At 71.3% G+C, this 18,108-nt stretch carries 10 protein-coding genes; 5 read left to right on the forward strand and 5 right to left on the reverse strand.

What is annotated here, in order from left to right:
• The first annotated feature begins 8 nt into the window (after positions 1-8).
• The 5 genes from BIU95_RS02435 (at position 9) to BIU95_RS02455 (ending at position 9,893) form a co-directional block, all read left to right on the forward strand.
• Complete coding sequence (locus tag BIU95_RS02435; RefSeq protein WP_017885462.1) at positions 9-2,456, forward strand: ATP-dependent helicase; 2,448 nt, start codon at positions 9-11, stop codon at positions 2,454-2,456.
• A gap of 99 nt (positions 2,457-2,555) precedes the next feature.
• Entirely contained in the window at positions 2,556-4,547 is a 1,992-nt protein-coding gene (locus BIU95_RS02440; RefSeq protein WP_017885461.1) for a LamG-like jellyroll fold domain-containing protein, read from the forward strand.
• Between the two features lie 95 nt (positions 4,548-4,642).
• Positions 4,643-6,067: an aminotransferase class V-fold PLP-dependent enzyme gene (locus BIU95_RS02445; RefSeq protein ID WP_071250177.1), complete on the forward strand. Its 1,425-nt coding sequence runs from the start codon at positions 4,643-4,645 to the stop codon at positions 6,065-6,067.
• Entirely contained in the window at positions 6,064-7,485 is a 1,422-nt protein-coding gene (locus BIU95_RS02450) for a lysine N(6)-hydroxylase/L-ornithine N(5)-oxygenase family protein (protein WP_071250179.1), read from the forward strand. The genes BIU95_RS02445 and BIU95_RS02450 overlap by 4 nt, the downstream gene beginning before the upstream one ends.
• A complete protein-coding gene (locus BIU95_RS02455) occupies positions 7,482-9,893 on the forward strand; it encodes a GNAT family N-acetyltransferase (protein WP_071250181.1) in 2,412 nt (803 codons plus the stop codon). The genes BIU95_RS02450 and BIU95_RS02455 overlap by 4 nt, the downstream gene beginning before the upstream one ends.
• A gap of 30 nt (positions 9,894-9,923) precedes the next feature.
• Here the strand turns inward: BIU95_RS02455 and BIU95_RS02460 are convergent, their stop codons facing one another.
• The 5 genes from BIU95_RS02460 to BIU95_RS02480 are packed head-to-tail and all read right to left on the reverse strand — an operon-like array spanning position 9,924 to position 18,038.
• Positions 9,924-10,559, reverse strand: coding sequence for a pyridoxal 5'-phosphate synthase (locus BIU95_RS02460; RefSeq protein ID WP_017885457.1), 636 nt, complete (start codon positions 10,557-10,559; stop codon positions 9,924-9,926).
• Positions 10,560-10,577: 18 nt separating this feature from the next.
• Positions 10,578-11,228: an NUDIX domain-containing protein gene (locus BIU95_RS02465; protein WP_071250183.1), complete on the reverse strand. Its 651-nt coding sequence runs from the start codon at positions 11,226-11,228 to the stop codon at positions 10,578-10,580.
• Entirely contained in the window at positions 11,225-12,823 is a 1,599-nt protein-coding gene (locus tag BIU95_RS02470) for a nicotinate phosphoribosyltransferase (RefSeq protein ID WP_083389181.1), read from the reverse strand. Before BIU95_RS02470 ends, BIU95_RS02465 begins: the two co-directional genes overlap by 4 nt.
• Positions 12,820-13,671 (reverse strand): phosphoribosyltransferase family protein, encoded by an 852-nt coding sequence (locus BIU95_RS02475; RefSeq protein WP_071250185.1) that lies wholly within the window; start codon positions 13,669-13,671, stop codon positions 12,820-12,822. Before BIU95_RS02475 ends, BIU95_RS02470 begins: the two co-directional genes overlap by 4 nt.
• Before the next feature lie 53 nt (positions 13,672-13,724).
• Positions 13,725-18,038, reverse strand: a complete 4,314-nt coding sequence (locus BIU95_RS02480; RefSeq protein ID WP_205123970.1) for an FtsK/SpoIIIE domain-containing protein — start codon at positions 18,036-18,038, stop codon at positions 13,725-13,727.
• Between the last annotated feature and the right edge of the window lie 70 nt (positions 18,039-18,108).

The raw sequence follows: 18,108 nt of genomic DNA on the forward strand, positions 1-18,108 counted from the left end.
TTCCGGACATGACGATCGTGCTCGACCCCTTCGAATCGACGCCCGAACCGGGCGCCGGTGCCCGCGCGTACCAAGACCCGTTCACCGCGGGTCTGAACCCCCAGCAGAAGGAAGCCGTCGAGTACCGCGGCGAGTCCCTGCTGATCGTGGCCGGTGCCGGTTCCGGCAAGACGAGCGTGCTCACCCGCCGCATCGCGCTGCTGCTCGCCAACCGCGAAGCCTGGCCGTCGCAGATCCTGGCGATCACGTTCACGAACAAGGCCGCCGCCGAGATGCGCGAGCGTGTCCGGGCCCTGGTGGGCGGCGAGGCCGAGGGGATGTGGATCTCCACCTTCCACTCGGCGTGCGTGCGCATCCTGCGGCGCGAAGCCGAGCGGTTCGGGTTCCCGCAGTCGTTCACGATCTACGACTCCGCCGACTCCAAGGCGCTGCTGAAGCGGATCATCAAGGAGCTCGAAGCCGACTCCCTCGGGCTGACCGTCGGTGCCGCGGCGTCGAAGATCTCGAAGCTCAAGAACGAGCTGCAGGACATCGACACCTACGCGCGCAACATCAACGTGAACGACCCGCAGGAAGTCATGTTCACCGAGGTGTTCCGGCGCTACACGAACGAGCTCCGCCGGGCGAACGCGTTCGACTTCGACGACCTCATCGGCCAGACGGTGTTCCTGTTCCGCGCCTTCCCGGACGTCGCCGCCCTGTACCAGCGGCGCTTCCGGTACATCCTGGTCGACGAGTACCAGGACACGAACCACGCCCAGTACGCCCTGATCCGTGAGCTCACCCGCCCGGTGCCGGTCGAACAGGTCGACAAGCTCGAGGACTCCGGCCAGCACGTCGCCCGGATGCGCGAGACCGACGGCTCGATCGCGCCCGCGTCCCTGACGGTGGTCGGTGACTCTGACCAGTCGATCTACGCCTTCCGCGGGGCGGACATCCGCAACATCGTCGAGTTCGAGCGGGACTTCCCGAACTCCAAGACGATCCTGCTCGAGCAGAACTACCGGTCGACGCAGAACATCCTCGACGCCGCGAACGCCGTCATCGCGAACAACTTCGACCGCCAGGCGAAGAGCCTGTTCACCGACGTCGGAGCCGGCGAGAAGATCGTCGGTTTCACCGGGTACACCGGCCACGACGAGGCGCAGTTCGTCGCCGACGAGATCCAGCGCCTGCGTGAAGACGGCATGGACTACCGCGACATGGCGGTGTTCTACCGGACCAACTCGCAGACCCGTGCGCTGGAGGAGATCTTCATCCGTGCGGCGATCCCGTACCGGGTGCTCGGCGGTACCAAGTTCTACGAGCGCGCCGAGATCAAGGACGCCATGGCGTACCTGATCACGGTCGCCAACCCGGCCGACCCGATGGCCCTGCGCCGCATCCTCAACGTGCCGAAGCGCGGCATCGGGTCGGTCACCGAGACCACGCTGCAGCGCTACGCCGACGAGCACGAGACCACGATGCGCGACGCCCTGCGGCACGCGGGTGAACTCGGGTTCGGGCCGAAGGTGCGGAACGCCATCACGGAGTTCGCGGCGCTGCTCGACGCCGTGTCCGAGAAGGCGCAGACGCAACCGGTGGTCGACACCCTGACGCAGCTGCTCGACGGCTCCGGGCTGCTCGACAACCTGCGGAAGTCGCCCGACGCGCAGGACGCCGCCCGCGCCGACAACATCGACGAGCTCGTGGCCGTGACGCGTGAGTTCCAGAAGAACAACCCCGAGGGCACCCTGTCGGACTTCCTGACCGAGGTCTCCTTGGTCGCAGCGGCGGACGAGCTCGACGACTCCTCGGGCACGGTCTCGCTGATGACCCTGCACACCGCGAAGGGCCTGGAGTACGACGCGGTGTTCCTGACCGGTGTCGAGGAAGACCTGCTCCCGCACCGGATGTCCGCCAACGAACCCGGTGGTCCGTCGGAAGAGCGCCGGCTGTTCTACGTCGGCATCACCCGCGCCAAGAAGGTCCTGTTCCTGTCGCTCGCGATGACCCGTGCGCAGTTCGGCGACGTCAACGTGGCGATGCCGTCGCGCTTCCTGCAGGAGATCCCCGAGGGGCTCATCGAGTGGAAGCAGTCGCCGGGCATGGCGAACAGCCGCGGTGGCACGCAGCCCCGGGCCCTGAACGCCAAGCGCGACGGCGGCTTCAACGGTGGCGGCGGCGGCGGTGGCTACCGCGGTGGTGGTGGCTGGGGCGGCGGATCGTACGACCGTGCAGCAGCAGCCTCGAAGACCCGTCCGAAGACCGAGTGGGCGAACCGGGTGTCCGGCCAGGTGCGCGACAACGGGGACATGGAACTCGTCGCCGGCGACCGCATCAAGCACGTCGACTTCGGCGAGGGCACGGTGTCCGCGGTGACGGGGCAGGGTGCCAAGCGCATCGCCGAGATCGCGTTCGACTCCGCGGGCCGCAAGAAGCTCCTCATCAAGATCGCCCCGATCGAGAAGCTGTAGGAGCCCTCACCGGTCCACACCGAACCGGCAGCAGCGGCCGGTCTGGTGTTCACGGGACAGACCCGGGGCGTTCCCCCGCGGACCGTACGGTGCGGTGCTGTGCAGAACAGCCCTGACGACCACGAAGCCGCCCACGACGGTGCAGCAGCCCCCGCCGACGATCGCAGCAAGCGCATCCCGGTCTCCCGCCGTGGTTTCCTGGTCGGGTCCGGACTGGCCGGCGCCGCAGGCCTCGTGGCGTCGAACGGTTTCGGCAGCGCCCCGGCCGTCGCCGACGCGCTGACCGCAGCCCCCGCCGTCACCCCGGCGGCCCTCGGCGGGTCCGGCATCGCGGCCCAGCAGGCGGTGGCACGTGGGCGCACCGGTCCGTGGCGACCCGACACGACCTCGCCGCGCTTCACCGTCGCGGTGATGCCGGACACCCAGTACATGTTCGACGGTGCCGCGGTCGACCAGGCCCCGATGCGCGCCTCGCTCGAGTACGTCGTGCGCGAGCAGGCCCGGCACAACACGGTGTTCCTCGTGCACCTCGGCGACCTGACCCAGAACGGTGCGGCGTCCGAGATGCGCGCGTCCGGCGAGGTCTTCGACGTGCTCGACCGTGCCGGAGCGCCCTACAGCGTGCTCGCCGGCAACCACGACGTCGACTCGTCGACCGACGACCAACGCGGCCGCACCCCGTACCTCGACGTGTTCGGTCCGCAGCGGTTCCGGAAGGCCCCGGGCTGGATCGGTTCGAGCCCCGACGGCTACAACACCGCCCACCGGTTCACCGCGGCCGGCCGCGAGTGGGTCGTCCTGGCCCTCGACTGGCGGACGAGCGCGAGCGGCCTCGCCTGGGCCAGCTCCGTGCTCGCAGCCCGGCCGCACTCGCCGGTGATCCTCACGACGCACGCCATCGTCGACTCGGACGCCGACGGCGGGGCGGCGTTCGACCCCTACGGGCAGCAGCTCTGGGACTCCTTCATCACGAAGCACGACCAGGTGTTCCTGACGCTCAACGGCCACTACTGGGGGCCGGGCCGCACGACGGCGAAGAACGCGGTGGGACACGACGTCGCCCTGCACCTGACCAACTACCAGAACCGGTACTACGGCGGGGCGGCCATGATCCGGCTGTACCACGTCGACCTCGAACGGAACGTCATCGACGTCGAGACGCTGTCGCCGTTCCTGCTCGCCGGCGGGCTCGGCGAGGCGAACGAGCTCGCCGCCCAGGAGGTCAACCTCAGCGGTGACGTCGACCGCTTCACCATGGCAGTGGACTTCGAGGCGCGCTTCGCGGGCTTTGCGCCGGTCGCACCACGGGCCTCCCGGCCGGCGGCACGCATGCTGGTACCGGGGACGCTCGCGTACTGGCGGTTCGACGGCAACCCGGACGGGGCGGCGCTCGCGCCGACCACGCGGGTGCGCGACCAGAGCGGCAAGGGCAACGACCTGGTGGTCGCCCGCCGGACCGGCGCCGTCGCAGGGGCGTTGCGCTGGACCGCCGCGCACCACCCCGACCAGCCGGGTGCCGGCAGCCTCGCGCTGCAGGGTGGCAAGACCGGGGGCGACCACCTGCAGACCGTCCGGGCGGCGCCGCTCAACCGCACCCACTTCCCTCGCGGGTACACGGTCGAGGCGTTCTTCGCGCTGCCGACCACCTTCGACCCGAGCACGAACGGGTTCAGCGCCCTGCTGTCGCAGTACTCGAGCGCCGGCCAGGCGGGGAAGGCGACCGGAGCCGACGGCGACCCGGACGAACCCGCGGTGACCCTGAGCCTGTCGGGGGACCGCGAACTGCAGTGGTGCGTGTACCCGACGAGCCAGGACGGTTCGTTGACGAACTGGGGGCACGAGCTGCCGCTCGGAGCCTGGTGGCACGTGGCCGTGGTGAACGACGGGACGCACACCGTGCTCTACGTCGACGGGTGCCCGGTCGTGCGGAACCCGTCCACCCAGAACCGCGGTCTGAGCACGATCGGCAAGCCGTGGCTGCTCGGCGGGTACCGCTACGGCGGCAAGCTCGACAACGTGTTCGTCGGGTCGATCGGTGACGTGCGCATCGTCGGCCGGGCGCTGCAGCCGAGCGAGTTCATGAACGCCTGACGACCCGACAGACGGCCGTCTGACACGCCCGGCCGACCAGGACACCCCTCGTTCGGGTGGCGTGAACGCGTTTTGTGAGGTTAGCCTTACCTAACGTGACACCTCCCATCGAACTCCTGACCACCGCCACCGCCGAGCGCTACCGCTCCGCCGTGACGTCCACGGTGGACCGTCTGGCCGACCGGTTCGCCGCGGCCGACCGTCCGACCACCGACACCGCCCCGGACGTCCTCCGGGCCCGGGTGCAGGACGTCGACCTCGACGCCGAACCCCTCGGGACGGACCGCGCGCTCGCCGAACTCGACGAGCTGTTCGTCAGCGAGGCCGTCTGGTTCCACGACCCGGCGTACCTCGCGCACCTGAACTGCCCGGTCGCGCTGCCCGCGGTCGCTGCCGAGTCGGTCCTGGCCGCCGTGAACCCGTCGGTCGACACGTGGGACCAGTCCCGCATCGGCACCGAGATCGAGCGCCACGTCGTCGCCTGGCTCGCCGGTCGGATCGGGTTCGCCGCGGGGGACGGCATCTTCACCTCGGGCGGCTCACAGTCGAACCTGCAGGCCCTGCTGCTGGCGCGCGAGGCCCTCGGCACCGGCGGCACCGTGTTCACGACCGCTGAGACCCACTTCAGCATCGCGAAGTCCGCCCGGCTGCTCGGGCTCGAGACCGTGGTCGCCGTCGCGACCGACCACGCCGGCCGGATGGTGCCCGCGGCCCTCGCCGAGGCGATCGCTGCAGCCAGGGCCAACGGGCAGCGACCGATGGCCGTCGTCGCCACGGCCGGTACCACCGACCGCGGCGTGATCGACCCGATCGAACCGATCGCGGACGTCTGCGACCTGGAGGACGTCTGGCTGCACGTCGATGCCGCGTACGGCTGCGGGCTGCTCGTGTCGCCGACGCGCCGCCACCTGCTCGACGGCGTCGAACGAGCCAGGAGCGTGACCGCCGACCTGCACAAGTCGTTCTTCCAGCCGGTGTCGTCGAGCGCCCTGCTCGTGCAGCGCCCGGAGGACCTGCGCCGCACCGCGTGGTACGCCGACTACCTGAACCCGGAGGACGCCGCCGAGCCGAACCAGGTCGACAAGTCCCTGCAGACCACCCGCCGGTTCGACGCCCTGAAGCTCTGGGCCACGCTGCGGGCAACGGGGGCCGACGCGATCGGTGCGGCGTTCGACGCCGTCATCGACCTCGCCGTGGTCACCCACCGGATCGTCGAGGAGCACCCCGACCTGGTGCTCGTCGCGCCGACGCAGCTCAGCACGGTGCTGTTCCGCTGGCAGCCCGCCGGCATGACCGACGAGGCCGCCGACGCGCTGGTCGCCCCGATCCGCTCGGCCCTGCTCGCCGAGGGCCGGGTGCTCATCGCCAAGACGGTCATCGACGGCCGGCCGTGCAACAAGCTCACGCTGCTCAACCCGGAGACGACGCCGGAGCAGATGCGCGCGTCGCTCGAGCACGTCGTCGCCACGGCCGCCCGGGTCAGGGCCACCACCACCGCCCCGGAAGGAGCGTCCCGATGACCGCCGACCGCGCAGCAGACCGCGCAGCAGACCGCACCGCCGACACCGTGCACGACGTCGTCGGCATCGGCATCGGCCCGTTCAACCTCGGCCTGGCCTGCCTGACCGACCCGATCGCCGACCTCGACGCGGTGTTCCTCGACGCTGCCGACGGCTTCGCCTGGCACCACGGCATGATGCTCGACGACGCCACGATCCAGGTGCCGTTCCTCGCCGACCTGGTGACGATGGCCGACCCGACGTCGCCGTTCTCGTTCCTCGCCTGGCTCAAGGAGACCGGACGCCTGTACCCGTTCTACATCCGCGAGGACTTCCACCCCCTGCGCAGCGAGTACGACGCCTACTGCCGTTGGGCCGCCGACCGGCTCGACACCCTGCGGTGGGGCCGCCGGGTGACCGCCGTCGAGCACGACGCGGACACCGACACGTTCACGGTGCACGCCGAGACCGATCAGGGTCCCGAGACGTACCGCGCACACCACGTCGTCGTGGGCATCGGCACCGAGCCGTCCGTCCCCGCCCCCTTGCGCGGGATCGGCGGGCCGGCCGTCCACTCCGCCGAGTTCCTGCCGAACCGCGACGCCCTGCGCGACGCCGGGTCGATCGCCGTCGTCGGCAGCGGGCAGTCCGCCGCCGAGGTCTACCGCGAACTGCTCGAGGACATCCGGCAGGACGGCTACCGCCTCGACTGGATCACGCGCTCGCCCCGGTTCTTCCCGATGGAGGACACCAAGCTCACCCTCGAGATGACGAGCCCGGAGTACACGGACCACTTCCACGGGCTGCCCGAAGCCGTCCGCGACCGCCTCGGACGGGAACAGCGGGGGCTGTACAAGGGCATCAGCGCCGACCTGGTCGACGACCTGTACGACCAGCTCTACCGGATCAGCGCGCGGGGTCCGGTCCCGACGACGCTCCGGACCGAGACGAGCGTCGTCGACGCCGCCTGGCTCGCCGACCGCGGCACGTACCGGCTGACGCTCCGCCACGAGCAGCTCGACCAGACGTACGAGCACGAGGTCGAGCAGCTCCTCCTCGCCACCGGGTACACCCCGCGGGTCCCGCGCTTCCTCGACCCGGTCGAGCACCTGGTCGCCCGCGACTCCCGCGGTCGCCTCGCCGTCGCCCGCGACCACCACGTCGACACCCTGGGCGGGCGCATCTGGGTGCAGAACGCCGAGGAGCACACGCACGGCCTGACCGCGCCCGACCTCGGCATGGGGGCGTGGCGGAACGCGTCGATCATCCGGTCCGTCACGGGTCGCCCCGTGTACGGCCTGGAGGCCCGGATCGCCTTCCAGGAGTTCGGCCTGCCCGCCTCGGAGCAGTCAACACCAGAGCCGTCCACCGCCCATCCCGGCGCCGCGGAGCGCGCGCCGGCCCGTCCCGCGACCGAACGTGCGGAGGTCTCCGCATGAGCACGACCGTGACCACCACGGCGCCGGACGCGACCGCGCCCGGAGGAGCCGGGCCGGGCCTCCTGACCGTCGAACCCGTGGACCCGGAACGCGACGCCGCCGTCGTGCAGTTGTGGCTCGCCCACCCGGCGTCGTCGTGGTGGGAGATGGGCGACCTCGACGTGGACGGCGTCCGCACCTACCTGGCCGGCGTGCAGGCCGACCCCGCGCAGGCCGCGTGGCTCGGCCGCCGGAACGGCGAACCGTGCTTCCTGGCCGAGACCTACGACCCCTCGGCCGTCCTGCTCACCGACGTGTGGGCTGCCGAACCCGGCGACGTCGGCATGCACCTGCTCGTCGCACCGGTGCCGGCCGAGGGCCGCGTGCACGGCCTGACGAGCGCGGTCATGCGTGCCGTCGTCGAGCACTGCCGGGACGTCCTCGGCGCGCGTCGGGTCGTCGTCGAACCGGACGTGCGGAACACCGCCGTGCAGGCGAAGAACGCCGAGGTCGGGTTCCGTGCCCTGCGACAGGTCGACGTCGACGGCAAGCGGGCGCTGCTGTCGGTGCTCGACACCGACCGGATCGGCGTCCCCGACGACGACGGGCCGGCCGCGCACCTGCGGCCCGAGCACCTGGAACCCGCCGAACGGCACCTCGTCGCGAAGGCGATCGCGGAGTTCACCCACGAACGGCTCATCGCACCCGTGCCGGACGGGGACGGGTGGCGGCTCGACACGGGGGAGTCGAACTACCGGTTCCGGGCACGGCAGCACCTGCTCGAGCACTGGTCGATGGACGAGGCCTCGCTGACGCGGACCCGTGCGGGGGCGTCGGCACCACTCAGCGCGCAGGAGCTCGTGCTCGAACTGCACGAGGTGCTCGGGATCCCCGACGAGTTGCTCGGCACGTACCTGGAGGAGATCGCGTCGACGCTGGCGAGTGCTGCGGCGAAGCTCCGGCGGGGCGGGCCGTCGGCAGGGCAGCTGGCGCGGGGGCGGGGCGGGGCCGGGTCGGCCGGTTCGGTCGGTTCGACCGGTTCGACCGTCTCGTCCGGGGCCGTCGACGACGCCGTCGCGTCGTTCCAGGACGTCGAGTCGGCGATGACCGAGGGCCACCCGGCGTTCGTCGCCGCCAACGGGCGGATCGGGTTCGGCCTCGACGAGTACCGGGCGTTCGCGCCCGAGTCCGGCGGCCGGTTCCGGTACCGGTGGCTCGCCGCCCGACGCGAGCACACGCACCTGGCGCTCGCCGCGGACCGGACCGAGCAGGCGCACTGGGAGTCCGAGCTCCCGGCCGCGGTCGTGACCGGGTTCCGCGCCACCCTGGAGCGCCACGGGCTCGACCCCGACGACTACGTGTGGCTGCCCGTGCACCCCTGGCAGTGGCAGCACCGGATCGCCGTGACCTTCGCGCCTGACCTGGGGCGGCAGGACCTGGTGGACCTGGGCGAGGGGCCCGACGAGTACCAGCCGCAGCAGTCCATCCGCACCGCGTTCAACCGCACCGAGCCGGCACGCTCGTACGTGAAGACGGCGCTCGCCGTGCAGAACATGGGGTTCCTGCGGGGGATGTCGCCCGCCTACATGCGGAACACGCCGGCCGTGAACGACTGGGTCGCGTCGATCGTCGCCGCCGACCCGACGCTCGCCGAGGCCGGGTTCTCGGTGCTCCGGGAGCACGCCGCCATCGGCTACACCGGCGACGCGTACCACCGGGTCGACGTGTCCTCGCCGCAGCGCAAGATGCTCGCGGCGCTGTGGCGGGAGAGTCCCGTCCCGCAGCTGGCCGAAGGCGAACGCCTGCTCACCATGGCGGCACTGCTGCACCGGGACGCTTCGGGGAACGCCGTCGTGTCAGCCCTGATCGAGGCATCGGGAGTCCCTGCCGACGAGTGGGTCCGACGCTGGCTCGACGCCTACCTGCTGCCCGTCGTGCACTGCCTGACCGTGCACGACCTGGTGTTCATGCCGCACGGTGAGAACCTGGTGCTCGTCGTGCGCGACGGTGTCGTCGTCCGCGCCGTGATGAAGGACATCGGCGAGGAGGCCGCGGTGCTCGGCCGGCACGACGACCGCCCGGTGCCCGCCGACATCGACCGGATCGTGCACCCGGTGTCCGACGACGAAGCCGCGCTCGCCGTGTTCACCGACGTGTTCGACGGGGTGCTGCGGTTCGTCGCCGCGATCCTCGACGACGACGGGGTGCTGCCGGAGGCCCGGTTCTGGCAGGTCGCGGGGGAGTGCATCGACGCGCACGCCGCCGCACACCCGGACCGCCGTCGACCCCTGGACCTGCGGGTGCCGACGTTCGAGCACTCGTGCCTGAACCGCTTGCAGCTGCGGAACACCCTGTCGATGGTGGACCTGGCCGACCAGTCGTCGTCGCTCATCCGGGCGGGCGCGATGCCGAACCCGATCGGGCGGTAGGGGGCGCCGGCGCTCGCGATGCGCGAGACGTCAGGGCTGCAGGCGGGTGGCCGACCACGCAGCGTCGGCGAGGACGTACTGCAGCCGGCGGTGCATCCGGTCACGGCTGCCGTGCCAGAACTCGACGACGTCGGGTTCGAGTCGCCAAGCCACCCAGCCGGCCGGCCGCGGCACGGCGTCGTCGGTCTCGTCGAGCAGGTCGTTCGCGTCGTCGATCAGGTCCTGCAGGGTCCGCGGTTCGAGCACGTCGGACTGGTCGGCGATCGCGGTCGCCGCGCGGGACTTCGGGGAGCGGTCGGCGAACAGCGCGTCGGACTCGTCGTCGGAGAGCTGCACCGCCCGGCCCTCGAACCGCAGCTGCTGCATGGTCTCGCGCCAGTAGACCTGCAGTGCTGCATGCGGGTTCTCGGCGAGCTGGCGTCCCTTCGGGCTCAGGGTCGAGGTGCCGAACACCAGCCCGCGGTCGTCCAGGCGCTTCACGTCCACCGTCCGGGCGCTCACCCGACCGTCGGCGCCGGCGGTGGCGAGGGTCATCGACCTCGGCTCGGAGACGTCGCGCTCGTCGGCGGCCTCGAGCCACTGTCGGGCCAGGTCGAGGGGTGATGCCGGGGGAGCGTCGAACTCGGGCAGCTGCAGGGAATCGTCACCGGACAGGGAGGAGGACATGCCTCCACCCAACCGTGCTCAGGCGCTCCACGTCCAGGCTGCCGGGGGACGACCCCCGCGGGGACCGGCCGCGGCGGGGGCGTCGACACGGCTGAGCACCGGGTTCGTCCGGAGCATCCGGTTCAGGTTGCCCGGGTCCGGGCTCGCGCCGGTCAGCGCGGTGAGCAGCCGACGGGCGTCCGCCGTGGTGAAGGGCGATCCGAGCAGCGCACGCGTCAGGGGGACGTCCGACCAGCACCGCAGTCGCACGTGCTCCAGCGCGGCGTCGACGATCCGGTCGTGGTCGAAGGGCAGCGCGAGGGGGCGGTCCGCGGCGGCGTGCCACGTCGCCGTCGAGTCCGTGCCCGGCTCGACGACCGCCAGGAACGCGATGCTGATCGCGGCGCTCCGCGGGTCGCGGTCGGGTCCGTCGAACGCGCCGATCTGCGCCAGGTGGCGGACCGCGGCCGCGTCGATCCCGGTCTTGGTGCGCAGCGCGCGCCGCGCACCGTCCGCCAGGATCTCGGTGCCGTCCAGGAGCACGCCGGGCAGGGCCTCCAGTCCGGCGTACGGGGCGTAGGCCCGACGCGCGGTGGCGACCCGCAGGCCGTCCGCCCCCGCGAACGACACCGGGACGACGTCGATCGCGATGAGCGGTTGGCCGCGGGTCGCCGGTCCGGCGGCCGTCACGCGATGGTCGTCCGGCGGGCGGCGCGGGCCGCACGTTCGTCCCGCAGCGTCTGCCGGACGTCGGCGAAGGACTGGAGGCGCGTGAACCGTCCGTCGATCCACACCGGCTGGAGCAGGCTGGTCGCCTCGTCCTCGGCCGTGGCCTGGTCGGTCTGCCGGATCTCGCCGGTCTCGTCGCGGTGCAGGGCGATGCGGCCCTTCGCGCTCTTCTTGCCGCTGCCCGTCTTCGGGTCCTTCTGGATGTCGACCGGCTCGCCGTCGACCAGCGCCCAGGTCGCCTTGACGGCGCTGCCGAGGTTGTCGCGCGTCATGTACTGGTACGTGTACGACCCGATGCCGAGCACGATGTTGTCGCTCGAGTAGCCCTTCGCGGCGAGGCGCTCGTAGATGCGCTGCGCCCGGTCGAGCGTGATGCTGTCGCCGTAGATGACGCCGATGTGCTGATCGAGGACCTTGAAGCCCTGGTCGTTCACGGTGTGGCCGAAGATCTCGTCGAGCAGTTCGACGACGCCCTTCTCCTCGTGGCTGCGCCCGGGGGCGAGCAACTCGGCCTCGTCCACGCCGTGCACGGTGCCGGTGACGATCTCGACCGGGTCGCCCGAGTCGGGTCGGATGACGAGCTTGCCGTCGCGGGCCGTGATGCGGTCCTTCAGGGCCGGGAGGGTCTCGGTGACGACCTTGAACAGGTCGAAGCCGTCGCTGACCGCCGACACGATGCCCGTCGGGTAGACGTCGAGGATCTGCTCGAACGTCGCGAGCTCCCCGTCGGCACCACGGACGCACATCACGCTGTGCTCGGTCGCGGGGACGCTCGCTGCCACCAGCCCGTTGTCGCCCGGGTAGTACCGGTCGATGAAGTCGAGCGACGGCATCGAGTCGGTGCCGAGGAACGAGAGCAGGTGGCCCGCCCCGCCCGCCGCAGCCGACTCGATGCTCGACTGCCCGCGGAACGAGAAGTCGTGCGCGGCGAAGTCGATGCCGGCCGGGACGGCACCGGTGCGCGCTGCCCAGTCCTCCATCAGGTCGCGGTAGGCGAGCGCCTTGGTCGCGACCGTGGACGGGTGCCAGATCGATGCGGACAGGGCGGTCTCGATGTAGTTGGGCAGCCAGAAGAACTCGTCGATCGTGTTCTCGACGGTCAGGGTTGCTACGCCGATCGGGGCGAGGGTGCCCTCGGGCAGGGCACGGATCTCGAGCGGCAGGTAACCCAGGCGGTGCAGGGCGCGGACGTGGTCGGTGCCGATGTGGTTCGGGCCGAAGTACCCCTGCAGGGCTTCTTCGAACAGTCGGGCGACCTCGTCCTCGTCCGCGGCGAAGAACGGCGCCCAGGCCTCGACGAGCGAGCGCTGGATGAACGCCTGCAGCCCGAAGACCACGGCGTGCGTCGACTCGGGCATGTGCGCGTTCGACCGGTTCGTCCAGTTGATCAGGATCCGGGTGGTGCCCGCGGGGTAGACCTGCCGGTGCGAGTGCTTGTACCCGTCGACGGCCAGCAGCGGCGCGATCGGGCTCGCCGTGGTGATGCGGGGTTCGAGGCCGGCGGCAGTGCCGGTCGCGTTGGCTCCGGCGGTGGTTGCGGGCGCGGTCTGGGTCATCGGATCTGCTCCGTCAGGTAGGGGGTGAGTGCGATCGTGCGCAGGCCGTCGATGGCGTTCTGCGCGGGGTACGAGTCGGTGGTGACGATCTCGCCGAAGTGGTCGGCGAGCTGCGCTGCCCGGCCGGAGAAGACACCGTGCGAGACCCAGAGGCTGAGCCGCTCCTTCGGCAGTCCCGTCGAGCCGGCGAGGCCCATGAACGTGCCGCCACCGTCGCAGATGTCGTCGACCACCAGGAACCGGCCGGTTTCCGGCAGCGGTTCGCAGGTGAAGCCGTCGAGCTTGCCGGTGTCGGGGTTGCGGTGCTTCTCGGCGCGGTACACCGGCAGGCCGCATGCCCGGGCGACCGCGGTCGCCCGGGGGACCGCGCCCTTGTCCGGGGCGATGATGCCGGTGTACGGGTCGCCACCGCCGTGCTCGGATGCCCCGACCACCGCGTCTCGGACGACCTGTTCGCTCGTGACGACGGTGAGGTTGTCGACCAGGCCGACGATGACCGGCGAGTGCGGGTCGAACGCGATGACCTGGTCGACGTGGAAGCCGTTGAGGATGTCGGCGTAGACCTTCGCGCCGAACGGCAGGCCACGGTCCTGCCGGGCTCCGGGCAGGTAGGGGACGAGCGCGACGGACTTCGAACCGCGCTGTCGCACGGCGTCCGCCCACATGCCGAGCATGATCAGGTCGTCGCCGTTCGTGCCGCGCAGGGTCGCGATCTCGGTGAGGCCCCCCGGCTCGGCGGTGTCGTTCGCGACCTTGACGTGGGCTTCACCGGCGGGGAACCGCATGGTGCAGAACGTCGGTGTCGTCTGGTTGCCCTGGGCGTCCCAGGTGCTGAGTTCGACTGCCATGGCTCGACCGTACCACGGTAATTGTCAGTGTGACAATTATTGTTCCGGTGTGATCACGGGGAGGGGACCTGCACCGACACGAGTGCACCGTCGCCGAGGTGCACGAGTGCCGAGCCGACCTGGACGCGCTCGACGATGCTGCTCCGTGGCAGGCGCATGCCGAGGAGGTCCCCCTCGGTGATCGCCTGTGGGCTCAGCAGCGCACCCGAGCGGTTGCGCTTCATGTCGACCTGCCAGCCGGTGAACCCGACACCGAACTCGGCGGTCAGTCCGGCGGCGACGATCGCCTGACCGTTGTCGGCCGCCCGCTTGACGAACCCCTGCAGCCAGCTCTTCGCCGGCGCGTCCTTGACGAGCTCGGCGTCGTCGATCACCAGGACGCGTCGACCAGGCTGCCCGTCGAACAGGGGTGCGAGGTCGTCCTCGGTCAGATCGGCACCCTCGTGCACCGCCAGGACACCCGGTTCCGCCGCCAGCCCGCGCAAGGGGGATTGTCGCGGGGTCACGAGCACGACCTCGCCGCCCTCGCGCAGGACCGAACGGGTCATCGAGAGCAGGACGGCGCTGCGTCCGGACTTCGCGGGGCCCCCGACGACGAACGAACCGGCCGCGGCCAGGTCAGGCCCGATCGCGGTGAGGTCGTCGCCGCCGATGCCGACCAGACCGAACAGGCCGGCGTCGTCGTCGCGCATCTCCCACGCACGGTCGAACGGCACGGGGCCGGACAGTTGGTCGACGCGGAAGGGACGTCGGGCGCGTTCGACGGCTCGGTCGCGTTCCGTCGCGAAGGTCGCGAGCGCCGTGATGGCGGCGGCCTGCGACTGCCCGGTGCCGGCTGCGGCGAGCAGCGCGATCTGGGTCTCCGTCGCGGACTCGGAGGCGAACGCGCGTCCGTCGGGGACCTGCTCCGGGAGCTTGCGTGGGTTCAGCGACGCCAGTCCGTAGTCGCCCCGGTCCGACAGCCGGAGGACGAGTTTGTCCTCCACCAGGGTGGCCATCCGGCTCGAGAGCAGCTGTCGGTCCCCGGTGACGACCAGGTGGATCCCGACGCTGGCGCCTTCGCGCAGCAGTGTCATCACCTGGTCGGTCGGAGCGCCGTGGTCGAGCTCGCCGAGTGAGCCGACGAAGCCCTCCCAGCGGTCGAGCATGAAGACGATGTGCGGCAGGCGTTCCGCCGGGACGACGGCCGCGGCACGCTGCTCGACGATGCTGGCGAAACCACCGTCGGCGAGCACTTGCTGGCGCCGAGCGAGTTCCTGGGTCAGCTTGGTCAGCAGCCGCTGGGCTCGTTCGGTCTGGACTCGCTGGACGACGGCACCGGCGTGCGGGAGCGCCTGGATCGGCAGCAGCGCGCCGTTGCCGCAGTCGAGCGCGTACACGTGGACGTCGGCGGCCGAGGTGTTCCGGGCGATGGCCGCCGCGAGCGTCCGCAGCACCTGCGACCGGCCGCTCCGCGGGGCGCCGACGACGTACAGGTGCCCGTCGGAGTCGAGGTCGAGGCTGCGCACCCGCTGCGCCTGCTCGCCCGGGAAGTCCTGCAGCGCGAACGGGAGCGGCCCGACCCTGGCATCCGTGGCAGTGCTGTCGTCGAGTTCCCACGCGCGGTCGTTCAGGTCGGTGAAGAGCAGCGTCTCCGGCAGGGCATCGAGCCAGGGGCGGTAGGGAGCCGGACCGCCGAGTTCCGCTGCGGCCGCGGTGACAGCGCCGACGAGCTCCTGCAGGTCCGTTCGCTCGTCGGTGTGCTGCACCTCGGACTTCGGCGGTGCGGGCGGTGCAGTGCCGAGCGCCGACCACGAGACGGCACCGGCCCAGACCTGCTTGCGCTGGGTCGACTGCCCGGGGCGACGGCCACCGACGCGGCCCGACTGGAACGGCAGCAGAGCTCCGGCACCCAGACGGATGTACCCGCGGCCGGGGGTGCTCTTCTGGATCTGGGCCGCGTCGCCGGCGTCGATCACGTCGGTGCTCTCGCTCGAGTCGGTGACCCGCAGCGCGATCCGCAGGTTCGTGTTCGCGCGGATGTCGTTCGAGACGACACCGGTCGGACGCTGCGTGGCGAGGATCAGGTGGATGCCGAGGGACCGACCGCGCTGGGCGATGTTCACCAGGCCGGTGACGAAGTCGGGCAGCTCCCGCACCAGGCTCGCGAACTCGTCGATGACGATGAGCAGCCGCGGCATCGGCGGCAGCGGCTCACCACGACCGAGGCGGTCGAGGTAGTCCTCGATGTCCTTCGCTGCCGCATCGGCCAACAGGTGCTCGCGGCGGCGGAGTTCCGCGCCCAGGGACTCGAGCGCTCGCTCCACCAGGTGCGTGTCGAGGTCGGTCACCATGCCGACGGTGTGCGGCAACGGTGCGAAGTCGCGGAAGGCCGCCCCGCCCTTGTAGTCGATGAGGACGAAGTTCATGCCCTCTGGGGTGTTCGTCGCCGCGAGCGAGGCGACGATCGTCTGCAGGAGCTCCGACTTGCCCGAACCAGTGGTGCCCGCGACGAGGCCGTGGGGGCCGTCCTTCCGCAGGTCGAACGCGAACGGGCCGTCCAGGCTCTCGCCCACGACGACCTCGGTCGTGCGCGGTCGCACCGACCACTTCCCGGTGATCGCACGGGCCGTCGGCGGCTCGAGCAGCATGACGTCGAGCAACCGCGACGAGGTGGGCAGTCCGCCGGCGTCGCTCTCGTCGTCGGCGTCGACCATCGGCGCGACCGCGCGGGCGACGGTCTCGAACCAGCCGTCCGGGATCCGGTCCGGCCGCACGTCGGTGACCGTCGCCTGGCGCTGCGCAGCCACCCGGATGCGTTCCGGTCCGACGGTGACGACGACGGAGCACTCCTCGGGCAGCAGCCGGGCCTCTTCCTCGATGCAGATCGCCCGGACACCCACCGCCGGCCCTTCCTTGAGGATGCGGATCAGGCCGGGCAGTGCTCGGAGCCGCCGGGCGCCGTCGAGCACGACGACGACGTCCGGACCGGGGATGCCGCGCATGTTGGACTCACGCATCGCCCGCTGTCGCGCATCGATCAGCTGACCGACCTCGGCCACCCGGGCGCCGAGCGTCTCGGCGTCGTTGCCGATCGCGATCACCGCGTCCTGCCCGAAGCCCGGCCGGGCCTGGGGGATCCACCGCAACCACGCCCACTCATCGTCCGACCGGGCGTCAGTCAGCACGACGAACTGCGTGTCACGGGGACTCTGGAGCACCGCGAGCTGCGCCACGAACCACGACGTCAGGTGCCGCGTGTGCTCGTCACGACCCGCGACACCGACGACGCCCTGCCCGCCCAGGTCGACGATCACCGGCACGTCCTCTGCCAGCTTGTCGACCGCACGACGGTGCTCGAGCGCCGCTGGGTCCTCGAGCACGACGCCGGACGGCACGTCAGCGGTGCCGACGCGCAGCGTCAGGTAGTCAGGATCGGTCCGGCGCCGCTCCCACAGGCGGGCACGACGCCGCAACGCGACGTCGAGCACGGTTGCGGGGTCGGGCGCGCTCGTCCGCAGCTCACGCTGGTACCGGACCACTGCCTCCAGGGCGTCCGCCTCGACCGCCTTCTTCGTCTCCTCGTACTCGGCGACGCGCTGCTTGTGGGTCTTCTTGCCGTTCCGGCGGTCCCACCAGGCGTTGCCGAACATGATGATCGGCGACATCAGACCGAACGCGAGGTACGCGACGTTGTGGAAGATCGAGATCATCACGGCAGCCATGCCGAGCGGCGCCAGCGCCGCGATGATCGGGATGGAGCGCCGCGACTGCTGCGCCGGCACGGCCGGCAGCTTGAAGACGGACGGGTGGTCCTCGGGCAGGAGCCGTGGCGGCCGGGTGTAGTCGAGCGAGCCGCCACCGGCGGTCAGGGTGATCGCCGCTCGGTCGGCGTCCGGCACCGCGACCGACAGCAGGGTGTCGCCGATGGTGACGATGCTGCCCGGTTCGACCGGGGTCTCGTCGTCGACCTCGGTGCGGTCCACCAGCACCGTGGAGCCCTCGGTCGGGGTGATCGTGAACCGACGGTTGAGATCGAGCCGCAGGATCGCGGCGTACTCCGGGGCGGTGCGGTCCGGCAGGGGCACCGTCGCATCAGGCGCGGAACCGACGTGGGCGATGCCCGCGTCGAGCACCACCACGGTGCCGGCACCCGGACCGCCGACGATGCGGACGCTCGGCAGGTCACCGGGCAAGGGCAGCACCGGAGCCGGTGCCCCGAACGTCAGCCGAGCGCCCTCGAGCAGCACACCATCACCGATGCGCGCGTGCGGGGTGGTCGGGACGGAGTCGACCGCGACGTCCACGATCGACGAGGCTCCCTGGCCGAGCCGCTTGGCGACGACCTCGACGATCTCGCCGAGCAGGGTGTCCTCGTCGCACTCCACCACGAAGTCGGCAGAGGCATTCGACGGAAGGTGGCTCGCAGTGAACGTCAGGCGCACGTGGAGCGCCCCG

Origin of the sequence: Curtobacterium sp. MCBA15_007 (assembly GCF_001864905.1) — a bacterium.
Taxonomy (GTDB): domain Bacteria; phylum Actinomycetota; class Actinomycetes; order Actinomycetales; family Microbacteriaceae; genus Curtobacterium; species Curtobacterium poinsettiae.